Source organism: Sphingosinicella sp. SM1-17, assembly GCF_056821765.1.
This window is the reverse complement of sequence record NZ_JBPDIO010000001.1, coordinates 3417606-3438875: the sequence shown is the minus strand read 5'-3', so window position 1 is coordinate 3438875 and position 21270 is coordinate 3417606. Positions and strand designations below refer to the sequence as shown.

General features: G+C 65.5%; 20 protein-coding genes. 11 read left to right on the top strand and 9 right to left on the bottom strand.

Annotated elements, in window-relative coordinates:
- Positions 1–2: 2 nt before the first annotated feature.
- From aroB to ACRYLT_RS17085, 8 genes are all read right to left on the bottom strand, one after another.
- Positions 3–1127, bottom strand: coding sequence for a 3-dehydroquinate synthase (gene aroB / locus ACRYLT_RS17120; RefSeq protein ID WP_482665289.1), 1125 nt, complete (start codon positions 1125–1127; stop codon positions 3–5).
- Positions 1124–2203, bottom strand: coding sequence for a chorismate synthase (gene aroC, locus ACRYLT_RS17115; protein ID WP_482665288.1), 1080 nt, complete (start codon positions 2201–2203; stop codon positions 1124–1126). Before aroC ends, aroB begins: the two co-directional genes overlap by 4 nt.
- The gene (locus ACRYLT_RS17110; protein ID WP_482665287.1) at positions 2200–2757 is read right to left on the bottom strand and encodes a prephenate dehydratase domain-containing protein; all 558 of its coding nucleotides are present in this window, start codon (positions 2755–2757) and stop codon (positions 2200–2202) included. The genes aroC and ACRYLT_RS17110 overlap by 4 nt, the downstream gene beginning before the upstream one ends.
- Positions 2754–4073, bottom strand: coding sequence for a 3-phosphoshikimate 1-carboxyvinyltransferase (aroA, locus tag ACRYLT_RS17105; RefSeq protein ID WP_482665286.1), 1320 nt, complete (start codon positions 4071–4073; stop codon positions 2754–2756). Before aroA ends, ACRYLT_RS17110 begins: the two co-directional genes overlap by 4 nt.
- The gene (locus tag ACRYLT_RS17100; protein ID WP_482665285.1) at positions 4070–4492 is read right to left on the bottom strand and encodes a type II 3-dehydroquinate dehydratase; all 423 of its coding nucleotides are present in this window, start codon (positions 4490–4492) and stop codon (positions 4070–4072) included. Before ACRYLT_RS17100 ends, aroA begins: the two co-directional genes overlap by 4 nt.
- A gap of 5 nt (positions 4493–4497) precedes the next feature.
- A complete protein-coding gene (locus ACRYLT_RS17095; protein ID WP_482665284.1) occupies positions 4498–5793 on the bottom strand; it encodes a 3-deoxy-7-phosphoheptulonate synthase class II in 1296 nt (431 codons plus the stop codon).
- Positions 5790–6548, bottom strand: coding sequence for a chorismate mutase (locus ACRYLT_RS17090; RefSeq protein WP_482665283.1), 759 nt, complete (start codon positions 6546–6548; stop codon positions 5790–5792). Before ACRYLT_RS17090 ends, ACRYLT_RS17095 begins: the two co-directional genes overlap by 4 nt.
- Positions 6549–6950: 402 nt before the next feature.
- Positions 6951–7418 (bottom strand): Lrp/AsnC family transcriptional regulator, encoded by a 468-nt coding sequence (locus tag ACRYLT_RS17085; RefSeq protein WP_482665282.1) that lies wholly within the window; start codon positions 7416–7418, stop codon positions 6951–6953.
- Between the two features lie 14 nt (positions 7419–7432).
- Between ACRYLT_RS17085 and ACRYLT_RS17080 the strand changes: the two genes are divergently transcribed.
- The 5 genes from ACRYLT_RS17080 (at position 7433) to thrC (ending at position 13200) form a co-directional block, all read left to right on the top strand.
- Positions 7433–7765, top strand: a complete 333-nt coding sequence (locus tag ACRYLT_RS17080; RefSeq protein WP_482665281.1) for a DUF6356 family protein — start codon at positions 7433–7435, stop codon at positions 7763–7765.
- Between the two features lie 41 nt (positions 7766–7806).
- Positions 7807–8811, top strand: coding sequence for a YeiH family protein (locus ACRYLT_RS17075; RefSeq protein ID WP_482665280.1), 1005 nt, complete (start codon positions 7807–7809; stop codon positions 8809–8811).
- 375 nt (positions 8812–9186) lie between these two features.
- Positions 9187–10938, top strand: coding sequence for a homoserine dehydrogenase (locus tag ACRYLT_RS17070; protein WP_482665279.1), 1752 nt, complete (start codon positions 9187–9189; stop codon positions 10936–10938).
- Between the two features lie 22 nt (positions 10939–10960).
- The gene (locus tag ACRYLT_RS17065) at positions 10961–11914 is read left to right on the top strand and encodes a homoserine kinase (RefSeq protein WP_482665278.1); all 954 of its coding nucleotides are present in this window, start codon (positions 10961–10963) and stop codon (positions 11912–11914) included.
- On the top strand, positions 11911–13200 hold the full coding sequence (thrC, locus tag ACRYLT_RS17060) for a threonine synthase (RefSeq protein WP_482665277.1): 1290 nt from the start codon (positions 11911–11913) through the stop codon (positions 13198–13200). The genes ACRYLT_RS17065 and thrC overlap by 4 nt, the downstream gene beginning before the upstream one ends.
- Before the next feature lie 190 nt (positions 13201–13390).
- Here thrC and ilvD read toward each other — a convergent pair whose 3' ends face one another.
- Positions 13391–15064, bottom strand: coding sequence for a dihydroxy-acid dehydratase (ilvD, locus tag ACRYLT_RS17055; protein WP_482665276.1), 1674 nt, complete (start codon positions 15062–15064; stop codon positions 13391–13393).
- A gap of 324 nt (positions 15065–15388) precedes the next feature.
- Between ilvD and ACRYLT_RS17050 the strand changes: the two genes are divergently transcribed.
- The 6 genes from ACRYLT_RS17050 (at position 15389) to leuB (ending at position 21270) form a co-directional block, all read left to right on the top strand.
- Entirely contained in the window at positions 15389–15511 is a 123-nt protein-coding gene (locus ACRYLT_RS17050) for a hypothetical protein (protein WP_482665275.1), read from the top strand.
- 87 nt (positions 15512–15598) lie between these two features.
- Positions 15599–16618, top strand: coding sequence for a ketol-acid reductoisomerase (gene ilvC / locus ACRYLT_RS17045; protein WP_482665274.1), 1020 nt, complete (start codon positions 15599–15601; stop codon positions 16616–16618).
- A gap of 4 nt (positions 16619–16622) precedes the next feature.
- Positions 16623–18338 carry an acetolactate synthase 2 catalytic subunit gene (gene ilvG / locus ACRYLT_RS17040; RefSeq protein WP_482665273.1) on the top strand — a complete coding sequence of 572 codons (1716 nt, stop codon included), beginning with the start codon at positions 16623–16625 and terminating at the stop codon, positions 18336–18338.
- Positions 18323–18580 (top strand): ACT domain-containing protein, encoded by a 258-nt coding sequence (locus ACRYLT_RS17035; protein ID WP_482665272.1) that lies wholly within the window; start codon positions 18323–18325, stop codon positions 18578–18580. The genes ilvG and ACRYLT_RS17035 overlap by 16 nt, the downstream gene beginning before the upstream one ends.
- Positions 18577–20157 (top strand): 2-isopropylmalate synthase, encoded by a 1581-nt coding sequence (locus ACRYLT_RS17030; protein WP_482665271.1) that lies wholly within the window; start codon positions 18577–18579, stop codon positions 20155–20157. Before ACRYLT_RS17035 ends, ACRYLT_RS17030 begins: the two co-directional genes overlap by 4 nt.
- Positions 20158–20169: 12 nt before the next feature.
- Positions 20170–21270, top strand: a complete 1101-nt coding sequence (gene leuB / locus ACRYLT_RS17025) for a 3-isopropylmalate dehydrogenase (protein WP_482665270.1) — start codon at positions 20170–20172, stop codon at positions 21268–21270.

Genomic DNA, 21270 nt, shown 5'->3' with positions numbered 1-21270 from the left:
ACTCAAGCGGCCTCGGTTTCGCGCTGGCGGTCGAGGAAGACGGCGACCTCGGCCAGGTCGATCGACGGGACGGCGAGAGCCTTGCCGATTCCCTCGGCGAGGATGAACGTGATCTGTCCGCCGCTCGCCTTCTTGTCGTGCGCCATGTGAGCGGCGAGTTGGCGCCCCGGGGCCGTGATGCCGACTTGGGCAAGACGGGTGGGAAGACCGACCGAGTCGAGATGTTCGGCTACCTCGGCGGCCTCGCGGGCTGGGCAGAGGCCCCTTTCGACAGAGAATTGGAAAGCGAGCGTCATTCCGAGCGCGACCGCTTCGCCGTGGAGCAAGCCGTCGGTCATGCCCGTCTCCGTTTCGAGCGCATGCGCGAAGGTGTGGCCGAGGTTGAGAAGGGCTCGCTTGCCCGAAATCTCGCGTTCGTCGTCGGCGATGATCCCGGCCTTGGCGGCGACGCACCGGGCGATCGCATCGCTCCGGTGTTCGAGGCTTCCAGCGATCAACTGTCTGCCGTGCGCCCTGCACCAGTCGAAGAAGCCCGGATCCGAAATCAGCCCATATTTCACGACTTCGGCATAGCCAGCCCGGACGTGGCGGTGGGGCAGGGTGCCGAGGCAGGTCGGATCGATCAGTACGGCGGCCGGCTGATGGAAGGCTCCGACCAGATTCTTGCCGGCCGCGAGGTTGATCCCGGTCTTTCCGCCGACCGACGAATCGACCATTGCCAGCAAAGTGGTGGGCACCTGGAGCCAGGGGCAGCCGCGCTTGAGGATGGCCGCCGCGAAGCCGGCGAGGTCGCCGATCACGCCTCCGCCGAAAGCGACGATATGGTCGCCTCGCTCCACCTGCTTCTCGATCAGGCGATCGACAAGTTCGATCAGTACCGGCCAGCTCTTGCTGTCCTCGCCGGGGGCGACCACGATCGGATCGCAGCGAATGCCGGCTCCCGCCAATCCGGTGGCGAAGACTGTGCCGTGAGCATCCCAGACGCGATTGTCGGTGATGACGATGAGGCGCTTGCGCGCGGCATAGGGCGCCAACAGCTCGCCGGCATGGCGAAGCAGCTCCGCCTCGATCAGCACCGGATAGGAACTCTGGCCAAGCTCCACATCGATCGTCACGCTTGGGTTCACCCTTTCTCTCCGCATTGACCGCGATTCAGCAGGAAGTGGTCGGCAAGGACGAGAGCCATCATCGCCTCCACCACTGGGGCACCGCGTATCGCGACGCAGGGATCGTGCCGTCCCCTGGTGGCGATTTGAGTTTCGCCGCCGCCTCCGTCGATCGTCGCCAAGGGCGTCCGGATCGACGGCGTTGGCTTGAAAGCGGCCCGAACGACGACTGGCTGACCGGTCGAAATGCCGCCGGCTATTCCTCCCGAATGATTGGAGAGGAATTCCGCCTTTCCCTCGGCGCCAATCCTCATCTCATCGGCATTTTCGTGCCCGGCCCGGCGAGCCGAAGCGAAGCCGGCGCCGATTTCGACTCCCTTGACCGCATTGATCGACATCATTGCGGCGGCGAGATCGGCATCGAGCTTGCCGTAGACGGGCGCCCCCAGTCCGGCCGGAACGCCGGAAGCGACGCATTCGACGATGCCGCCGAGGGATGTTCCCTGCTTGCGAGCTCGGTCCACTCGTTCCTCCCACCGCGCTGCCGCCTCCCGGTCGGGGCAGAAGAAGACATTTTCATCGATTGCGGCGCCGTCAAACGCGGCGAAGTCCACCGCTTCGCCGCCCAGCTCCACCAGATAAGCGCCGATCGACACGGCCGGGATGAGCTTGCGGGCGACGGCGCCGGCCGCAACCCGCATCGCCGTCTCGCGCGCCGAGGCTCGGCCGCCGCCGCGCCAGTCGCGGATCCCATATTTGACCTGATAGGAATAATCGGCATGTCCGGGCCGGAATGCGTCGGCGAGGCTGCCATAGTCGCGCGGCCGCGCATCGACATTCTCGATCATCAGGCTGATCGGAGCGCCGGTCGTCAGCCCTTCGAAGACCCCCGACAGGATCCTGACCTTGTCCGGCTCGCGTCGCTGGGTGGTGAATCGGGACTGGCCGGGTCGCCGACGGTCGAGCCAGGGCTGGATGTCCTCCTCGGTCAGCGCGATTCCGGGCGGGCAGCCATCGATGACCACACCGATCGCCGGGCCATGGCTCTCGCCCCAGCTGGTGTATCGGAAAAGGCGGCCGAATGTGTTGAAGCTCATTGGCCGGTCTCGTCCCGCTGCGCGACAACCGCGAACAAGGTAGCGTTGTCGGGCCGATCCTGCACGTCCCGCTTGATGATCTTGAGACCGTACAGCCGCGCCGCACCTTCGGATGCGACCACCGCTCTTGTGGGATCGCCGCTCCGAGACAGCTCCCGGGCGGCGAAGGCGGTGTTGTCGGCATCCTCTCGGGTGAGGGCGTGACGTTCGAGCCACAGGCGACACTGAGCCAAAGCCATCGGATGACTCGCCACGACCCGAACGCTTTCGAGCGTAGCGCCATCGGCGCCAAGCAGATGAAGCTGGATCGGAAGAGGGTGCACCGAGACGATCGTCAGCGCGGCATTGTCGATCAGGGATTGGATCCCGGGAACCTGCCCGGCGAGGTTGTTCCGGAGGGGCAGCATACCGCGATCGCACTCGCCCCTGGACACCGACTCCACAACGGCTGGAAAGGTCGGTTTGGCAACGGCTATCAGCTCCGGAAGGAAGCTTCGGCAGGCTTGCTCGCCGAAAGCGCCGCGCGCGCCCTGATACGCAACCCGCTGTGTCATGCCGGACCTATCGTCCCGCCGATTGCATGAACAAGGGGTGCAAAGCCCGGGAAACTGGTCTCGATCATGTCGGGCCGATCGACCGCTACCGGATGCCGGGAGGCGAGCCCCAAGACGAGGAAGCTCATCGCAATCCGGTGATCGCCGTGAGTCATGATCGCCGCACCGCCCGGCACCGCTCCGCGCCCGCGGACGATCAGGCTGTCCCCTTCGATCGCCGTCTCGACACCGCAGGCGGCAAGCCCCGCCCGAACCGTTTCGAGCCGATCCGACTCCTTCAGCCGAAGCTCGGCCAGACCGTGCATGATGGTATCGCCGTTCGCGAAGGCGGCGGCCACGGCAAGGATGGGATATTCGTCGATCATGCTCGGCGCCCGGGCGGCCGGAACGGCCACTCCCCGGAGCGACGACGCGCAGACCTTGAGGTCGGCAACCTCCTCCCCGCCCATCTCGCGCCGATTCTGGATGGTAAGTTCGGCACCCATCTCGACGAGCGTCTCGAGCAAGCCGGCGCGAAGGGGATTGATCAGGACGCCTTGCACCGACAGCCTCGACCCGGGACAGATCAGGCCAGCGACCAGCAGGAATGCGGCCGAGGACGGGTCGCCGGGAACCCAGACCTCCGTTCCGCTCAGGACCCGGTGCTCTCCCAGACGGATGTGGCGACCGGTCTCCAACGGCTCCGATTCGATTTCGCAGCCGAACGCTCGAAGCAACCTTTCGCTATGGTCGCGGCTGGGCGCTGGCTCGATCACCTCGACCGCGCCCCGGGCCTTCAGGCCGGCAAGCAGGATCGCGGACTTGACCTGGGCCGAGGCGCTCGCGTTGACGTGACGAATGCCCTGGAGATCGCCGCCGACGAGCGTCACGGGGAGCCTTTCCCGTCCGTCGGTGCTCGCGCCCATCGCGACCAGCGGGTCGAGCACTCGGCGCATCGGTCGGCTCCTGAGCGACGAGTCGCCGGTGAAGGTCGCCTTCACCCGAAACCCGGCAGCCGCGCCCATCAGCAGGCGGGCGCCGGTGCCGGAATTGCCACAGTCGATCGGGCCGGCCGGTGACTCGAGGACTCGTCCGCGGACCTGCCAGATACCTTCGCTTCTCCGCTCGACCGGGACTCCGAAATGCCGAAGGGCATCCGCCGTGTGAAGGACATCCTGTGATTCGAGCAGGCCCTCGATTCGAGTCTGACCCTCGGCGAGCGCACCGAGAATCAAGGCACGATGCGAGATCGACTTGTCCCCGGGCACGACGATCCGGCCGGCAAGGTTTACTGAACGCGCGGTTTTCAGCCCGTCTTTCGGTAGGATGTCATTCATGATTGCTGGGCACCCGCGCTGGAAACGATGAAGTAAATGAAGGCTGCGCCCGATGCCGAGCCGACCAACTCGGTGACATGAAGAAGTGCAAGCCGATAGCCGTTCGCGCCTGGCCGGCAAATCAATGCATCGAATATGGCGAGTGAGGATCGACTGAAGGCGACGGAAATGATGACCGTTGCAGAGCCGGGGTCGGCCGCCTCGTCTAGCCATTCGATCAGCTCCTGTTTCCCATGCGACTGACGGAACAGGAGGTCGAAGCCCGTCGAGAGGGGCAGGGCGAGGCAGTCGCTTTCGAGGCCCAAAAGCGTTTTCAGGCGGTGGATTTCCGGTTCGCGCCGGCTCAGCCCGTGGCGATTGGGGCCGTTGATCACGATCGTCCGCCGGGACGCCGTTTCCGCGGCGCTTGACGCTGCCACGATGCTCATGCCGCGTCGGACACGGCCGCCACGCCGCCTCCGATATGTCTTGCCACACCGGCCGCGACGTCGAGCGCCTGGGCCCGGTTGAGCCGCGGGTCGCAATGGGTGAGGTAGCATTGCGAAAGGTCTTCTTCGGCCACGGGAAGCCTCCCGCCGATACACTCGGTCACCGGTCCTCCGGTCAATTCGAGATGGATTCCGCCGGGATGAACGCCTTCGGCATGAGCGATGTCGAAGAAGGCGGTCAGCTCGGCCAGGATATCACGGACCAGTCGCGTTTTCACGTCGCCGAGCAGCCGGGTGTTGCCGTGCATCGGGTCGATCGACCAGACGACCTGTCGACCGGCGCGTTTCACCGCTCGCACCAGGGCCGGGAGATGTTTGGAAATCTTCCCCGCCCCAAAGCGACCGATCAGCACCAGCCGCCCGGCGCGATTGTCGGGATCGAGCCGCTCAATGAGACGCAGCAGGTCGTCGCAATTCATGCTCGGGCCGCATTTGAGGCCGAGCGAATTGGCTATGCCTCGTGCATATTCGACATGAGCGCCGTCGAGCTGGCGAGTGCGATCCCCGATCCACACCATATGAGCCGATTGCGACCACCAATTTTCGGTGACCGGATCGAAGCGGGTCAGCGCCTGCTCGTAATTCAGAAGCAGGGCCTCATGGCTGGTGAAAAGCTCGGCGGGCCGGCAGAGCCGGCCGCCGGTTGCAGGATGTTCGAAGGGCAGGCCAAGCCGCTGGCGTCCTCGCCGGTGGAAGTTCGATCGTTCGGCATAAGCTGCGGCCGAATAGGCCTGGAGCAGGCTCATGGTGATGCTGGCCTGCTTGTGCGCTTCCAGCATGCGCATCGGATCGGGAGTTCGGCTGGCCAGATCGAAGTCGGGGCCGTTGATGATGTCGCCGCGATAGGTTGGCAGGGTGATTTCGCCGATCGTCTCCTTGTCCGACGATCGTGGCTTGGCGAACTGGCCGGCAATACGGCCGACCCTGACGACGTCGAGAGGAGAGGCCGACTGAAGCAGCGCCGCCATTTCGTGGAGCAGGTTGAAAGTGACCCGGACCTTGTCGGCGCCGAATTCCGCGAAACTCTCCGCGCAGTCTCCGCCCTGGAGAAGGAAGGCGCGGCCCGCGGCGACTTCCGCGAGAGACGCGCTGAGCCTCGCATTGTCGGCGACGCTGGTGATTGCCGCCGCCGCCGAAAGGCAGGACTCGACTGTCTGGAGCTCGACTGGATCGGGATAGGCCGGCAGCTGGGCCGCCGCGAAGGCTCGCCACGAGGCAGGATCCCAGCTCATGCGCGCGCTCCTTGGGCCGAAGTCGGCGACATCTCACTGGCAGGCTGAGGTCGGCTGACGCAAAGCCGCAACTGACCGTGCATGGCAATTGGGCGGATGCTCTCTCCCCGCCTGAGTCGGGCCTCGAGCGAGCGGTCGGTGACGATCGCGAAGCTGATATGGTCGGGCAGCGCCTCGGGGGCGACCCGCCCGATGGTGAGCGCCGTTACCGCGCCGTCGGCTTCCGCGATGCAATCGAAGATAAGGAGGGAAGGATCATCGACCAGCTCGAGCCACCAGCCGGACAACGGACTGAGCTCGATCACCGCAACCGCCTCCTGGCGCCGGGCCCTGTCGAGAGCCTCTGATGGACTGCCGACGACGACGATCGGCGCCACGCAGCCGAACCTGAGCCTCGTGCCGTTGGTGACTCGAACCGGCTGCCGGTCGGTGAAGACCGCTAGCTCCGTCATCCGCTGTGCCTGCAGGCTGGCGGACATCAGCTCACGCCAGATCATCGCGACCGACGCTTTCGACAGCGCGGTGGCCCGGCCCGAGATCCGCTTGGTCACGGCTTGTTCGCGGTCGGGACGCAGAAGCAGCCGGTCCGGAAACGCCTCCTGCTTGCGACTGGCGAGTGCGAGCGCCCTCGCCAGGCGCTGCTCCATCAGATTGAGGAGTCGATCGTCGATGAGATCGATTTCCGCTCGCAGCTCGGCGAGGGTTTCGGGCGATCCGGCGCGGCCCTGAGGCGCGCCCGCATGTTCATGGGTCATTTCGGTCTCGGCGCCGAGTCGACCGCAAGCGCGGAGGACGACGGCTTCAGTTCAGGATTGAAGGGAGGTGTCGACCTTCTTTTCCGGCACGCCTCAGTTGGCGTACCGGCCCGTAAACGATCCGAAATAGCGCCAGGCGGAATCCATCATCGAGGAGGGGATGCGAACGTCCGATCCTTTGCCCATGATGTTCAGCTCCTGGTCCAAATAGCGCCCGCGAGCGCTCCCTTCGAAGCTGACCGGAGTGCGCGAGCCTGTCAAGTCATCGCCGTGGCCAAATCGCCAAGACAGGAGATTTTGCTGAAACGGCTTTCTCTGCCGAACGAAATTTGTCGATAGACCGACGTTTCGGTCACAGTCTCCTCGCCTGGGGTTCGTTGACAGAGAGGATGCAGCGAAGGATCAGCGGGCCTCCACGGGCAGCCGCGTTGTATATTTGAGCTGCTCCATGGCGAAGGATGCGCTCACGTCGGTCAGGCGCGTGCTTCTGATCAGCTTCTTATAGATGCGGTCATAATCGTCGATCCCGTTGCAGACGATCTTGAGGAGATAGTCGGTGTCGCCGGCAAGGCGGTAAAATTCGATCACCTCCGGTATTGTTCGAACCGTCGAGGCGAATTTCTCCAGCCAGGACTCCTCGTGCCGGTCGGTCCGGATCGAAACGAATACCGTGATCCCCAGGCCGACCGCCTGCCGGTTGAGCAGGGCCACGCGCCGTTCGATCACGCCGCTTTCCTCAAGGCGCTTCACTCTTTTCCAGCAGGCGTTGACCGACAGCCCGACTTCTTCGGCGATTCCGGCAATCGGTCGCGCCGAGTCCTCCTGGAGGATGTTGAGCAATCGGACATCGATGGAATCCAGTTTCGCCATTTAGCCGATCTCACTTGTATGATTTTCGCTCACTTGCAACGATCTGCAAAAACTTTGGGAAAATTTCCAGTCCGGGCAACGCTATTCACCATCCCTTCGACAAGGAGGCGAAGTTGACCAATCCGTTCACGAATCATCCTTCCAAGGTCGGCGAGTCCTACCTCACGCATTTCCTTGCGGCGGCTCGCTTCGGCGTGCTTCTCGTCTGCGCCGGGATCGCCTGTCTCCTGCATTCACTGCTTCCTTTCCTCTTTCCGCACACTGCGAGCGCGCTCGTCGAGCGGCTGCACGGCGAGATGCGATCACGTGGCAGCGGCAGGAGCGGGCGCACACGGGCCGAAGGGTGACTGCGCCGACCGACGGAGCAGGCGCCTCTTCTTCATCAAAGGTGCGCGGCGCAGCCGCCGCGGCCGCTCTTCGGGCCATCATTCCCGGAGCCGCGCTCGCCACCGCCCTTGCTCTCGCCGCCTGGCTGGTCGCGACTGTGACCGACCTCCCGGTCACCCTTCTTGGGCTCCTGCTCGGAATGGCGGCTTCGGGTCGAACTCGGCAGCCCCTGTTCCATGCCGGCCTGACCTTCGCCGGCCGATCCGTGCTCCGGTTCGGAGTCGCCTTGCTGGGGGCGCAGATCACCTATGCCCAATTGGCCGGGCTTGGCCTCGGCGCCTGGCTGATTGCTATAGGCGGGCTGCTTCTCTGTCTTGTCGCCGGTTACGGCGTGGCGCGGATCCTTGGCCTGTCGAGCGAGGTCTCCACTCTGACCGCCGCCTCCGTCGCGATCTGCGGAGCCTCCGCCGCTCTGGCCGTGGCGTCCGTCCTGCCGAGGAGCGATCGAACCGACCGCAACGCGGGGGCGACAATCGCCGCCGTGACCGCGATCGGCACCCTCGCCATGATCGGCTATCCATTCCTTGCCGTTTGGCTCGGACTGGACGACCAAGCCGCCGGAATCTTTCTTGGAACGTCGCTCCACGAAGTCGTCCAGGCGGTGGGGGCCGGTTTCAGCTTTTCCGAGCAGGCGGGGCAGATCGCAGCCTCGGTGAAGCTGATGCGGGTCGCCTGCCTGGCCCCAGTGGTCATCCTCGTCGGCTACGGGTTCGCCGCTTCGAACCGAGGTTTGCCGGGAAAGTCGCCCCCGCTTCTTCCTTCGTTTCTGGTCGCGTTCTTCGTTCTTGCTGCTGCTTCGTCGCTGGGCGCAATTCCTTCGAGCATGATCCCGCTGTTCCAGCAGGGATCCAGACTATGCCTGCTCATCGCTATCGTTGCGCTGGGGACGAAGCTGACCCTGGGCGAACTCGCCGGATTCGGCATTCGCCCGATGCTTGCGCTCGTCGCTCAGACCGCAATCATCGCCATCTTCGCGCTCTGCGGCGTGCTGCTGATCCAGTTGTGAACCAGCCAATAGCGGTTCATTTCGCGAAACACACAAAAAAAGCAAAACCATTCGTTTGACCAGTAACGGTTCAGTCGCTCATTCTAGCTGAAGTGCCGGGGCAGGCGGTCCGAACATGTGCAAGGACGCCGCATCATCTGGAGACGAGGCGCAGTGTTGAGAGCGAAGCCAGGACAGTCTGTCAGCCATGCCGGTCTCGGCATCGGACCTTCTGCGCGCGCCTCGATCATGACGATCATCAGCATGACCACCCGATTGTGGGTCGGTAGCGGCTGACGTCAGCCCGGAAACTTCAAGCTTCCACCGACCCGCTCACCAACCCGGCGAGCGGGTTTTTTCATGCCCAAAATCAACGATTCCATGGAGAAAAGAGCAGTGACCAAGGCACTTATCGAAGTCGACGCGCGAAAATCGTGCGTCCTGAAGTTCGGCAGTTCCGTGCTGGAGTGCGAGGACGACTTCCGAAGCGCCGCCCAGGAGGTCTATCGTCACATTCGCGACGGCGAGCGGGTCGTCGTCGTGGTCTCGGCGCTCGCCGGAGAGACGGACTCGCTTCTCGACCAGGCGAACCGCGTCGGTGGCGATCCCGCTCCGGCTCTAGTGGCGCGGCTCGCCCGGATCGGGGAGTTGCGATCGGCCGCCTTGATGGGGCTGGCACTGTCGCGAATGGGGGTACGGGCCTGCGTCGTCGATCCCCACGAGATCGGCCTCGTCGCGAAGGGGGAGCCGCTCGATGGCCACCTTTGCGGGCTCGACGTCCCGGCGACGAATGCCCGCTTCGACGACCATGACGTGATCGTCGTGCCCGGCTTCACCGCCGGCCATGACCAATATGGCGTAGTCACGCTGGGCCGCGGCGGCACTGACCTTTCCGCCGTCTTCTTCGCCGCCCGCCTCGGCTCCAGTCGAGTCAGGCTCCTCAAGGACGTGGACGGAGTCTATGCCGAGGATCCGGCGCAAAATCCTCTCGCCGAACGTTATGGCACTCTGACCTACGAAGCGGCGGCACGGGCCAGCAAGGGCCTGATCCAGCCGAAGGCAATCGAGACGGCGAAGGCGGAGTCGATCGCGATTGAGGTCGCCGCGCTTGGTCATCACGAGGCAACGGTGGTTGCCGCCTTGCCGCCGCGCAAGGAAGTTCCGCTCCGGCTTCCGCGGCTTCGGGTTGCCTTGCTCGGCTGCGGCGCCGTCGGGGCCGGAGTGCTATCCTGCCTGCGCCAGCGTCCCGATCTGTTTGAAATCAATCCGGTGCTGGTCCGTCAGCCGGAGGCGCGAGTCGGATCTGCGGACCAGCCGGGCTTTACCAGAAGGCTCGACGAGGCCCTGGCCGGCGAGCCTGATCTGCTCGTCGAGCTGATCGGGGGCACGGACTATCCGGCCGGTCTCATGTGTTCGGCGCTTCGCGACGGAGTTCATGTCGTCACCGCCAACAAGGCGGCCGTCGCCAAGCATTACGATTCCCTGCATGTCTGCGCCGATGCCGGTCGGGCGCAGCTATTCTATTCGGGTGCCGTGGGCGGCGGCACTCCCATCCTCGAGGCTGTCCAGCGGCTCCGCGACGAGCCGGGCGTGGTCCGGATCGAAGGCGTTCTGAACGGCACCGCCAATTTCCTGCTGAGCCGCCTGGGCGAAGGCTGGGCCTTCGACGCGGCTCTGGCCCGAGCCCAGGAACTCGGCTTTGCCGAGGCCGATCCAGCCGCCGACGTCGATGGCGAGGATGCCGCGGACAAGCTGTCGATTCTGGTCCGCCGCGCCTTCGGCCTGTCCCTCCCGCCGTTCCGGATCCCGCGCCAGTCGCTTCGGGAGGTCGGCCCGGAAATGGCCGTCGCCGCGTTGCAGCAAGGCGAAGTGCTGAAGCAGGTAGCCCGCTGCTGGGTCGGGTCCGACGGCATGGTCAGAGCCGAAGTCACGATCGAACCCCTTGCCCGGGATCATCCGCTCGCCGCCGCCCGCAACGAGGAGAATCGGTTCCTGATCGAGGATGCGAACGGGCAGGTCCACCTGCTTTGCGGAAAAGGCGCCGGCCGCTGGCCTACGACCGCCGCCGTCTTCGGCGACATCATGGACCTCCAGCGGCTGCTCGCCGCGGCCGAGATGCAATCCTGTCCCGAGCGGCTTAGGGCCTGACAGCATGAGGCAGGAAAGACCCTTGGCGGCGACCGCAAGCGCTCCGGCCAGTATCGGCAATGTCGGCGTCGGCTTCGATGTGCTCGGCCAAGCGTTCGACGCGGCGCGCGACCGGGTGACGGCCTTGCGCGAACCGGAAAGAGGTGTCCGCCTCGGCGCCGTAACCGGACTTGCGACGACGCTTCCCGATGCGCCGCGGGACAATACGGCTCTGGCAGCCGCCTTGGCCTTGCTCGACGTTGCCGGCGCCGACTTCGGTGTCCGCCTTTCGATTGAGAAGGGTATTCCGATCAGCGCCGGAATGGGTGGATCCGCCGCGTCAGCGATTGCGGCCGTGGTCGCGGCCAATGCGCTGCTGCACGAGCCGCTCGAACTTCCGGCTCTGCTTCCATTCGCCATCGAGGGCGAGCGTGCGGCGTGCAATCCGCCGCCGTGGGACAATGTTGCCGCCAGCCTGCTCGGTGGCCTGGTCCTCGTCGCGCGCGAAGGTGAAGGCCTCGTCAGAAGGCTGACCGTGCCGCAGGGCATAACGTCAATCCTGCTTCACCCGCCCGTGGCGATCGAGACTCGCGAAGCGCGGCGGCTGCTCGGCGCCCAGATCCCGCTCGGCCTCGCAGTCGAGCATTCGCGCCGCCTTGCCGCCTTCGTCGCAGGCTGCGCTGCGGGCGACCGGGAACTCATCCGCGCCGGGCTCGAGGATGTGCTGATCGAGCCCCAGCGCCTCCCCTTGCTACCGGCGTTGAGCAGGGTGAAGCAGGCCGCGCTCAACTGCGGCGCGCTTGGGTCCTCCTTCTCGGGTTCGGGACCCTCTGTCTTCGCCTGGGCGCCCGAGGCGCGGGCGCAGGCGGTCGAAGAGGCAATGGCCGAGGCCTTCCGGGCGGAAGGTCACGAAGCGCGCGCCTATCGCGCTCCGGTCGGATCCGAAGGTGCGCGTCTCGAGACGGTGGTCGGTCGCTCGAGGAACCGCGCGGCATGAGGTTTGTCAGCACGCGCGGCCGAGCGCCCGTGATCAGCATCTCCGAAGCGATCCGGCGCGGAGCGGCTCCCGATGGCGGCCTCTACATGCCGGCTGATCCGGTCAGGTTAGACGCCGACTCGATCGAGCCGCAGCTTGCGCTCGCGCCACTCGCCGAGCGGTTGCTCGCCCCCTATTTCGAGGGCGACCGGCTTGCTTGGCATCTACGGGCCATCTGCCGCGAGGCCTTCACCTTCCCGGCGCCGCTCGTCACTCCGGATCCGGAACGGCCGAACCTCAAGGCGCTCGAGCTGTTCCATGGCCCGACCGGTGCCTTCAAGGATTTCGGTGCTCGCTTCTTGTTCGCCTGTCTCCACCGGCTGGCCCGGCAAAGCGGTCCGATGACGGTGCTGGTGGCGACGTCCGGCGACACCGGCGCAGCGGCCGCTAGCGCCGCCGAAGGGCGCGAGGGCGTTCGAATGTTCATCCTGTTTCCCCGGGGGCGAGTGTCGCCCTTCCAGGCGCATCAGCTCAGCTGCTGGACGGCGCCGGTCCGGACTCTCGAGGTGAAGGGGGATTTCGACGATTGCCAGCGGCTGGTGAAGGGAGCCTTCAGCGATGATCGTCTGGCGGAGCGCCAGGGGCTGACCTCGGCCAATTCGATTAATCTGGGGCGGCTGCTTCCGCAGATGGTCTATCTTGTTTCGGCGGCGCTTCGGTTGCGCGCCGAGGGTGGAGCGGCACCGGGTCTGCTCATCCCCACCGGCAATCTCGGCCATGTGCTGGCCGCGCTGATGGCGCGCGCGCTGGGAGCTCCGATCGGCCCGGTCATCGCGGTGACCAATGCCAATGCGACGCTTTACGACTGGTCGATCAGCAGAATCTATCGACCGCGGCCGTCGGTGAAAACGATTGCGAACGCGATGGACGTCGGCGCTCCGAACAATTTCGAGCGGCTGGTCCACCTCCGCGCCGCCGACCGTTTGCTTCGAGTCGACCAGATCAGGGACGAGCTGATTCGCGAGCGGATCCGGACGGACCATGAAAGAGGCGGCTATGTCTGGTGTCCTCACTCGGCCACCGCGGCCGAAGCTTATGCCCGGCTCCCCGAATCGCTGCGGGCGGAGCGGCCCTGGATCACGGTCGCCACGGCTCACCCGTACAAGTTCGCCGACATCGTCGAACCGTTGATCGGGAGGCGCCTCAATCCTCCGCCGTCGCTGGCGGAAATCGCGGAACGACCGGCCCGAACGACGCTGATCTCACCGGACAAGGACGCGCTCGCGGCGGAGCTTGACCGCTCCTGACCGATGCGGGTCCCAGCGATCCGGTCGGGAGCGATATCGTTCCGCACGACGCCGATCCACGCGCCCGCGCGATCGAACATCCGCCGCGGGTCGAGCTCTCCTTTCGTAACGGAAGCCGTTTTGCGCAGGTGACACCCGTTACCGGGGCTCGACTTCGCGTGATCGTGTCCTTATCCCGGCGCCGCGCCGCTCAGATCGTCACCGCGCCCTGCGCCGCCGAGCCGACGAGCCGCGTATATTTGCCATAGCTTCCGCCTGGCACCTCCCGGGTTGAAGGGATCGTGGCCTGGGCTCTGCCCTGAAGGTCGGCGTCGGTCTCGATCGTCCTGGCTTCGACATCTATCCGGATCCGATCGCCGCTCCTCAGGCGTCCGATCGGCCCACCTTTGGCCGCTTCTGGCGCGACATGACCAACCATGAAGCCGTAAGTGGCACCCGAAAAGCGACCATCGGTGACGAGCGCCACGTCGTCGCCCAGGCCGCGGCCTTGAATGGCGGCGGTGACGGCGAGCATCTCGCGCATTCCAGGACCTCCGGCGGGGCCTTCCCCGCGAATGACGACGACATCGCCGGGAACGATGTCGCCGCCGTTCAGCGCCGTGAAGCAGGCCTCCTCGCCGTCATACACCTTGGCCGGACCTTCGAACCGCAGCCGGTCGTGGCCGGCGAGCTTGGCGACGCAGCCTTCCGGCGCGATATTGCCGTAGAGGATGGCGAAGCCCCCGCGGCTCTTGAGCGGCCTTTCGGCGCCAAGGATCACCTCCTGGCCGGCCCGCTCTCGTGCCGCTTCGAAATAGGGGAAGAGATTGCGGCCGGTGACGGTGGGAGAGTCGGCGATCAGACCGGCTTCCATCAGACGCCGGCCGAGCAGCGCCGCGCCACCGGCGGCGAACATGTCCGGTGCCATGAACCGGCCGCCGGGCTTCAGGTCGGCGATGACGGGGGTCGCTCGCGACACCTCGTCGAACAGGTCGATGCCGAATGCTTCTTCGCCGATGCCGGCCTCGCGCGCGATGGCCAGCAGGTGAAGGACGAGATTGGTCGAGCCCGCCGTCGCCGTCCCCGCGACTGCGGCATTGCGCAGGCTCGACGGCGTGATCAGGCTGCGGGCGTTCCGGCCGGCCTCCAGCGCCTCGACCAGGATCCGGCCGGCCTCTTCGGCCGCTCTCGCCTTGTCCGGATGGGTGGCAGGAATGTCGTTGAGTCCCATCGGCGAGAGGCCGAGGAAGGTCATCGCCAGCGCCATCGTGTTGGCCGTGAACTGGCCGCCGCACGCGCCGGCGCCGGGGCAGGCGCTTCGCTCGACCCGGCTCAGGCCTTCATCGTCGAGCGCGCCGGCGCCATGAGCACCCACGGCTTCGAAGACGTCCTGGATGGTGACCGGCCTGTCGCCCAGTCGGCCCGGCATGATCGATCCGCCGTAGAGGATGACCGTGGGAAGATCGAGCCGAGCCGCCGCCATCGCCGCGGCCGGAATGGTCTTGTCGCAGCCGACCAGGAACAGCACGGCATCGAGCGAATGGCCGCGCACGGCGAGCTCGGCGGAATCAGCGATGATCTCGCGGCTGATCAAGGAGGCGCGCATTCCAGGTGTGCCCATCGCGATTCCGTCGGTGACCACAATGGTGTTGAAGTCCACCGGAGTCGCACCGGCCGAGCTGATGCCGCGGCGGGCATGCTCGGCCAGCTCCTTGAGGTGCATGTTGCACGGAGTCACGGTCGACCAGGTATTGACGATCGCAACCATCGGCCTTGCCATCGCGTCGTCGTCATAGCCCGCTGCCCGGAGCATTGCCCGTGCCGGCGCTCGCGCCGGACCTTCGATCAAGCGGCGTGACGGCAGATCCTCGAGCGACATGTCCATTCCTCCAAAGACAGGAGCGGTCCATCGTAGGGGGTGAAATGCAGAGCTGAAAAGGGATGGATTTTGCGTCTTTCTCTACTTGGGAGGTTGGCGATCGCCAGCCAAGGCCGGAATAGCATCCTCGATCGGCAATGCTGGCCGGAGCTCTGGCGACCCGCGAAGCGACCGTGAATGCGAACAGCAACCGGGCACCATCGGCGCTGCCGGACTCTTTCTGCTCGGTTGATGGAAAAATCTTGCGTCTTTTCGCCCCCCGCCGTTTTGGGCTTGTGCAATGACAGCCTATACGTATCCTTGGGACGATTTCTGAGCGAGGTAGATTGCGTGACGCTGTCCGCGAAGTACAGCTGGAACACCGAGATGGGGGCGCTTCGCGCCGCCTGCCTCCTCGCGCTGCTTCTCGTCCTCGTGCTTATTAGCTTCCTTGTGGGAGCGGTGCCCGGCTGACGGTTCAGATCGAAGAGAACCAGAAAGACAAGGCCCCCGCTCCCTCCAGGAGCGGGGGTTTTCTTTTGGCCTGCAAAGGAGACCCCGATGGAGAAAATCTACACCAACCAAGATGCCGACCTATCCGCCTTCAGGAGCGGAACGATCGCGATCGTCGGCTATGGCAGCCAGGGGCGGGCACACGCTCTGAACCTGCGCGACAGCGGACTGAATGTTGTCGTCGGTGCCCGGTCCGACGGCCTGGCGGAGGATCGGGCCCTCAGCGACGGCTTCCGGGTCACTTCGCCGGCCGAGGCGGCAGCAGAGGCTTCACTCGTGGCGCTGCTGACGCCGGACATGACTCATCGTGAAGTCTATGAGGACGCGATCGCGCCCAACCTCGCGGCTGGCGCGGCCCTGCTCGTCGCCCACGGCTTCTCGATTCACTATTCCGAAGTTCGGCCCCGCTCGGACATCGACGTCGTCCTGGTCGCACCCAAGGGCCCGGGCGACCTGGTGCGGCGCGAATTCGAGATCGGCCGCGGAGTCCCTTGCCTGTTCGCCATTCAGCAGGACTCCACGGGGTGCGCGCGCGAGCGGGCGATCGCCTATGCCCGCGGGCTCGGTGGGACCGCTGCCGGAGCGATCGAGACCAGCTTCGCCGAGGAGACGGAAACCGATCTGTTCGGGGAGCAGGCGGTGCTTTGCGGCGGCGTCACCGAGCTCGTCACCTCGGGTTTCGAGACCCTGGTTGAGGCCGGCTACAAGCCCGAGGTCGCCTATTTCGAATGTCTCCACGAGCTCAAGCTGATCGTCGATCTGCTGTATGAAGGCGGGCTCGCCAAAATGCACGAATTTGTCTCGGAAACCGCCAAGTTCGGCGACCTCGTCTCCGGTCCCAGAGTCATCAATGACGAGACGCGCGAACGGATGCGCGAAGTTCTGGCCGACATTCGAACCGGCAAGTTCGCTCAAACCTGGATCGCCGAGAACCGGTCGGGCAAGCGACGGTATCAGGAGCTGCTCGAGGCGGATCTCGCTCAGCCGATCGAGCAGATCGGGACGAAGCTTCGCGGTCACATGGCATGGCTTCAGGCGAAGCCGCGGCTGACTTCAAAGGCGGCGTAACGCCATGCATGCTCCATGTGCCTTGCCACCATCTCCGACGCCATCCGACAGGGTTACCGGCGCTCGGCTGGTGGTGGAAGCGCTGGAGCGCGAAGGCGTGCGCCATGTCTTTGGCTATCCCGGCGGGGCGATCATGCCCGTCTACGACGCGCTGCCGGCGTCGGGCCTGACCCATATCCTGGTCCGGCACGAGCAGGCTGCCGCTCTCGCCGCCGATGCCTATGGGCGAGTGGCCGGGCGGCCGGGCGTCTGCCTCGCCACGTCCGGGCCGGGCGCGACCAACCTGGTCACCGGAATCGCCAACGCTTTCATGGACAGTGTGCCCCTGGTCGCCATTACCGGCCAGGTCGCAACGCCGCTGCTCGGCACGGATGCCTTTCAGGAGGTTGACATTTTCGGGATCACTCTCCCGATCGTGAAGCATTCCTATCTGGTTCGACGAACCGAGGAGATCCCGCAGATATTTGCCGAGGCCTTTGCCCTGGCGGCGTCGGGCCGGCCGGGCCCCGTGCTCATCGACCTTCCCAAGGATGTCGTCCAGAAGAAGGTGTCGGTGGTCAGCAATTTCGAGCCGCCGCCGCCCTTCGTGAGCCCCGCTCCGGACGAGCGTTCGCTTCGCCGCGCCAAGCGATTGATCGAGGAGGCGCGCGCGCCGGTCCTCTATGTCGGGGGCGGGGTCGCGATCGCTCGGGCGGAGCGTGCGCTGCGCGATTTCGCCCGGCGCACGGGCATTCCGTCAGTGGCGACGCTCAAGGGTCTCGGAGCTCTTCCGCCCGAGCAGCCGCTGGCCCTCGGAATGCTCGGAATGCACGGCAGCCGCGCGGCCAACATGGCGGTCCACGACTGCGACCTGCTCATTTGTGTCGGCGCCAGGTTCGACGATCGGGCTACGGGAAGGCTCGACACCTTTGCCGCCGGGGCCAAGGTCATCCATATCGACGGAGATCCGGCCGAGGTCGGAAAGCTGAGGCAACCCGAAGTTTCGCTGGTCGGTGACGTCTCGCTGATCCTCGACCGCCTCACCAGCGCTCCGCTCGACATCGCCGGATGGCGATCGCGATGCGCTGGCAACAAGCAGCGCTGGCAGGCGCGCTATGATGCGCCAGGAAACGGCATCTATGCACCGGCACTGCTCAGGGCGCTGTCGGAAGCGGCGGGCGACGATCTCATCGTCACCTGCGATGTCGGGCAGCACCAGATGTGGGTGGCTCAGCATTGTCGCTTCACCCGAGCCGCGGCGCATCTGACCAGCGCCGGGCTTGGAACCATGGGCTACGGAATCCCGGCCGGCATCGGCGCCCTGGTCGCTTCGCCCGGATCCACAGTCGTGACGGTGACCGGCGACGGTTCGATCATGATGAACATTCACGAGCTGGCGACGCTCCGCCGCTATCGCTTGCCGCTAAAGATCCTGCTGCTCGACAACAGCCGTCTGGGAATGGTCCGGCAGTGGCAGGAATTGTTCTACGACGGCAACTACTCCGAGATCGACCTTTACGACAATCCCGACTTCGCGGAGGTGGCCCGAGCCTTCGGAATCGAAGCGTTCACCATTGACCAGCGGGCGCAGGTCCCAGACGCGATCGAGCGGCTGCTCGGAACGTCCGGCGCAATCCTCTGCCATGCCCGAATCGACCCGGCCGAGAATGTTTGGCCGCTCGTCCCCCCCAACAGCGCCAACAGTCAGATGATGGAGAAGAGCCCATGCACCGGTTTCTGATCGACTTCACGCCGCAGGAAGGCGCAGTGCTCCGGCTGCTCGGCCTCATCGAGCGGCGCGGCTTCGCGGTTCGCGCCATCGAGATGCACGAACAGTCCTGCGGCCGCCGGGCCTCGATGGCGCTCGACCTCATGCCGCGCGATCCCGGCAGGCGCTCCGACACGCTCGAGCGCCAGCTTCGGCGCCTCCACGGCGTCTACAGCGCACGTCCCCTCAGCTTTGCCCAAGAGAAGGCGGCATGAGCGAGGACCAAGTACGGATCTTCGACACGACTTTGCGGGACGGCGAGCAGGCGCCGGGTTTTTCCATGACCCTCGAAGGCAAGCTGCGCATGGCGCGTGCGCTGGCCGAGCTCAAGGTCGATGTGATCGAGGCCGGTTTCGCCGCCGCATCCCCCGGCGACGCACGCTCGATCGAGGCGATTGCGAGCAGCATTGAAGGACCGGTCATCTGCTCGCTTGCCCGATCGATCCGCGGCGACATCCAAGCGGCCGCTCGAGCGCTTGCGTCCGCGCCGCGCAAGCGCATCCATGTCTTTCTCGGCACCAGCCCGATCCACCGCGAGGCGAAGCTGAACATGAGCCGGGCCGAGGTGGTCGAGGCGATCCGGGCGGCGGTGGCGCTGGCGCGCGAGCTGGTGGAGGATGTCGAATTCTCGGCCGAGGATGCGATCCGCACCGAGCGTGACTTTCTGGTCGAGTGCCTGTCCGCGGCCGCCTCGGAAGGCGCTCTCACGCTCAACGTGCCGGATACCGTCGGCTATACGACTCCCGAGGAGATCGGGGGCTTGTTTCGGCACCTGGTCCAGCATGTCGAGCGGCCTGCGGACGTGATCTTCTCTGCCCATTGCCATGACGATCTCGGCCTGGCCGTCGCCAATTCGCTGGCGGCGGTCCGTGGCGGCGCGCGTCAGATCGAATGCGCGGTGAACGGCATCGGCGAACGGGCCGGCAATTGCGCGCTCGAGGAGGTCGTGATGGCCCTCCGGACGCGTGCCGACGCCTTCGGTGTCGGCACCGGAATCGACACGCGGCAGATCATGATGACCAGCCGGACGCTGGCCCAGGTTACCAATGTGACGCCGCCTCGCAACAAGGCGATCGTGGGTGCCAACGCCTTCGCCCATGAGGCCGGGATCCACCAGCATGGCGTGCTACAGAACCGGGCCACCTATGAAATCATGAAGCCTGAGGATATCGGCCTCGCCACCGACGGTATAGTGCTCGGCAAGCATTCGGGCCGGCATGCCTTGGTGAAGCGTGCGCTCGAGCTCGGCTTCGACCTGAGCGGCGACAGTTTGGACAGCGTCTTCGCAACCTTCAAGCGGCTCGCGGACGAAGGCGTGATCATGGATTCGGCCCGGCTCGTGGCACTTTTCGCCGGCGGCGGCGAAGACAAGGTCAACTGGGGCCTATCCAAGCTCGAAATCCGAGCACCGGCCGGTGCCAATGCAAGGCCGGTGGCGAGAGTCGAGCTCGATCATGGCGAACGCGGCCGAATCACCGATCTCGCCTCGGCCCCCGGAGCGCTCGACGCCGTGTTCAAGGCGATCGGGCAGATCATGGGGATTGAAGCCCGGGTCGATGCGCTCGAGCTGCAATATGTTGCGGCGGATTCCGCCGAGCTGAGCGACGATGGCCAAGGCGCCAAGGTGCTCGTGGAAATCGCCCTCGAGATTTCCGGGGAAATTTTCACCGGGCGTGCACGGGCACGCGACATCCTGCCGTGCTGCGTCGCCGCTTTCATCGATGCCGCGAGCAATGCCGAGGCCGTCCGCCGGGTGCGGAACCTGGGCGTCGCCACGGCCAAGGCTGCCTAGAAGGAGAACATCATGCCAAAGATTGTGCTTTTGCCGGGGGACGGTATCGGTCCCGAAGTCGTCGCCGAGGCTCGCAAATGCCTCGAGCTGCTGTCGGATCGCTGCGCACTCGACCTCGTCTTCGAAGAACATGCCATAGGCGGTGCGGCAATCGACGAACACGGCACTTCGCTACCCGCTTCGACTCTCGCGGCGTGCCGCTCCGCCGACGCTGTGCTGATGGGTGCCGTCGGCGGGCCGCAATGGGACGAATTCGAGGAGCGGCCGGAAGCCGCCTTGCTTCAGCTTAGACTGAAGCTCGGCCTTTACGCGAACCTGAGACCTTCGCGCCTTTTGCGCGGTCTCGAGCATCTTTCCCCGCTGAAGAAGCATATCTGTACGGGCACCGACGTGCTGGTGGTTCGCGAGTTAACCGGCGGAGCATATTTCGGCGAGAAGCAGCTCACCGACGATTTCGCTTCCGACCTGTGCGTCTATGCGCGCGAGGAGGTGGAGCGGATCGCTCATGTCGCCTTCGCGGAGGCGCGCAAGCGGCGGAAGAAGGTGACCTCGGTCGACAAGGCGAATGTACTTGCGACCTCGAAACTGTGGCGGCGAACGGTGGATGAAGTGGCGCGCCAATATCCGGACGTGGCGCTCGACCATATGTATGTCGATGCGGCCGCGATGGCGCTGGTGACGCGGCCGCGCCGGTTCGACGTCATCCTTACCGAGAACATGTTCGGAGACATCATGTCGGACGAACTGTCGGTGCTGGGCGGGTCGATCGGTCTGCTGCCTTCCGCGAGCCTCGGCAATGGCGGTCCTGGTCTGTTCGAGCCGATCCACGGTTCGGCGCCCGACATTGCCGGCCAGAATCTCGCCAATCCGGCTGCGGCGATCGCGAGTGCGGCAATGATGCTCGACCTCGGCCTCGGACTGCACGAACCCGCTTCGCTTCTGACGGGTGCTCTTGAGGCGGCGCTTCGCGGCGGCTGCTGGACCACCGATCTCGGCGGCCGCGCCAGCTGCTCCGATATGGGCGAGCGGATCCGCGAGTCTCTGGCGGCGACATTTTCCGCGAGGAAGGCCCATGCGGAGCTGATCGCGATGAACCGGGGATGCTGTGGATGA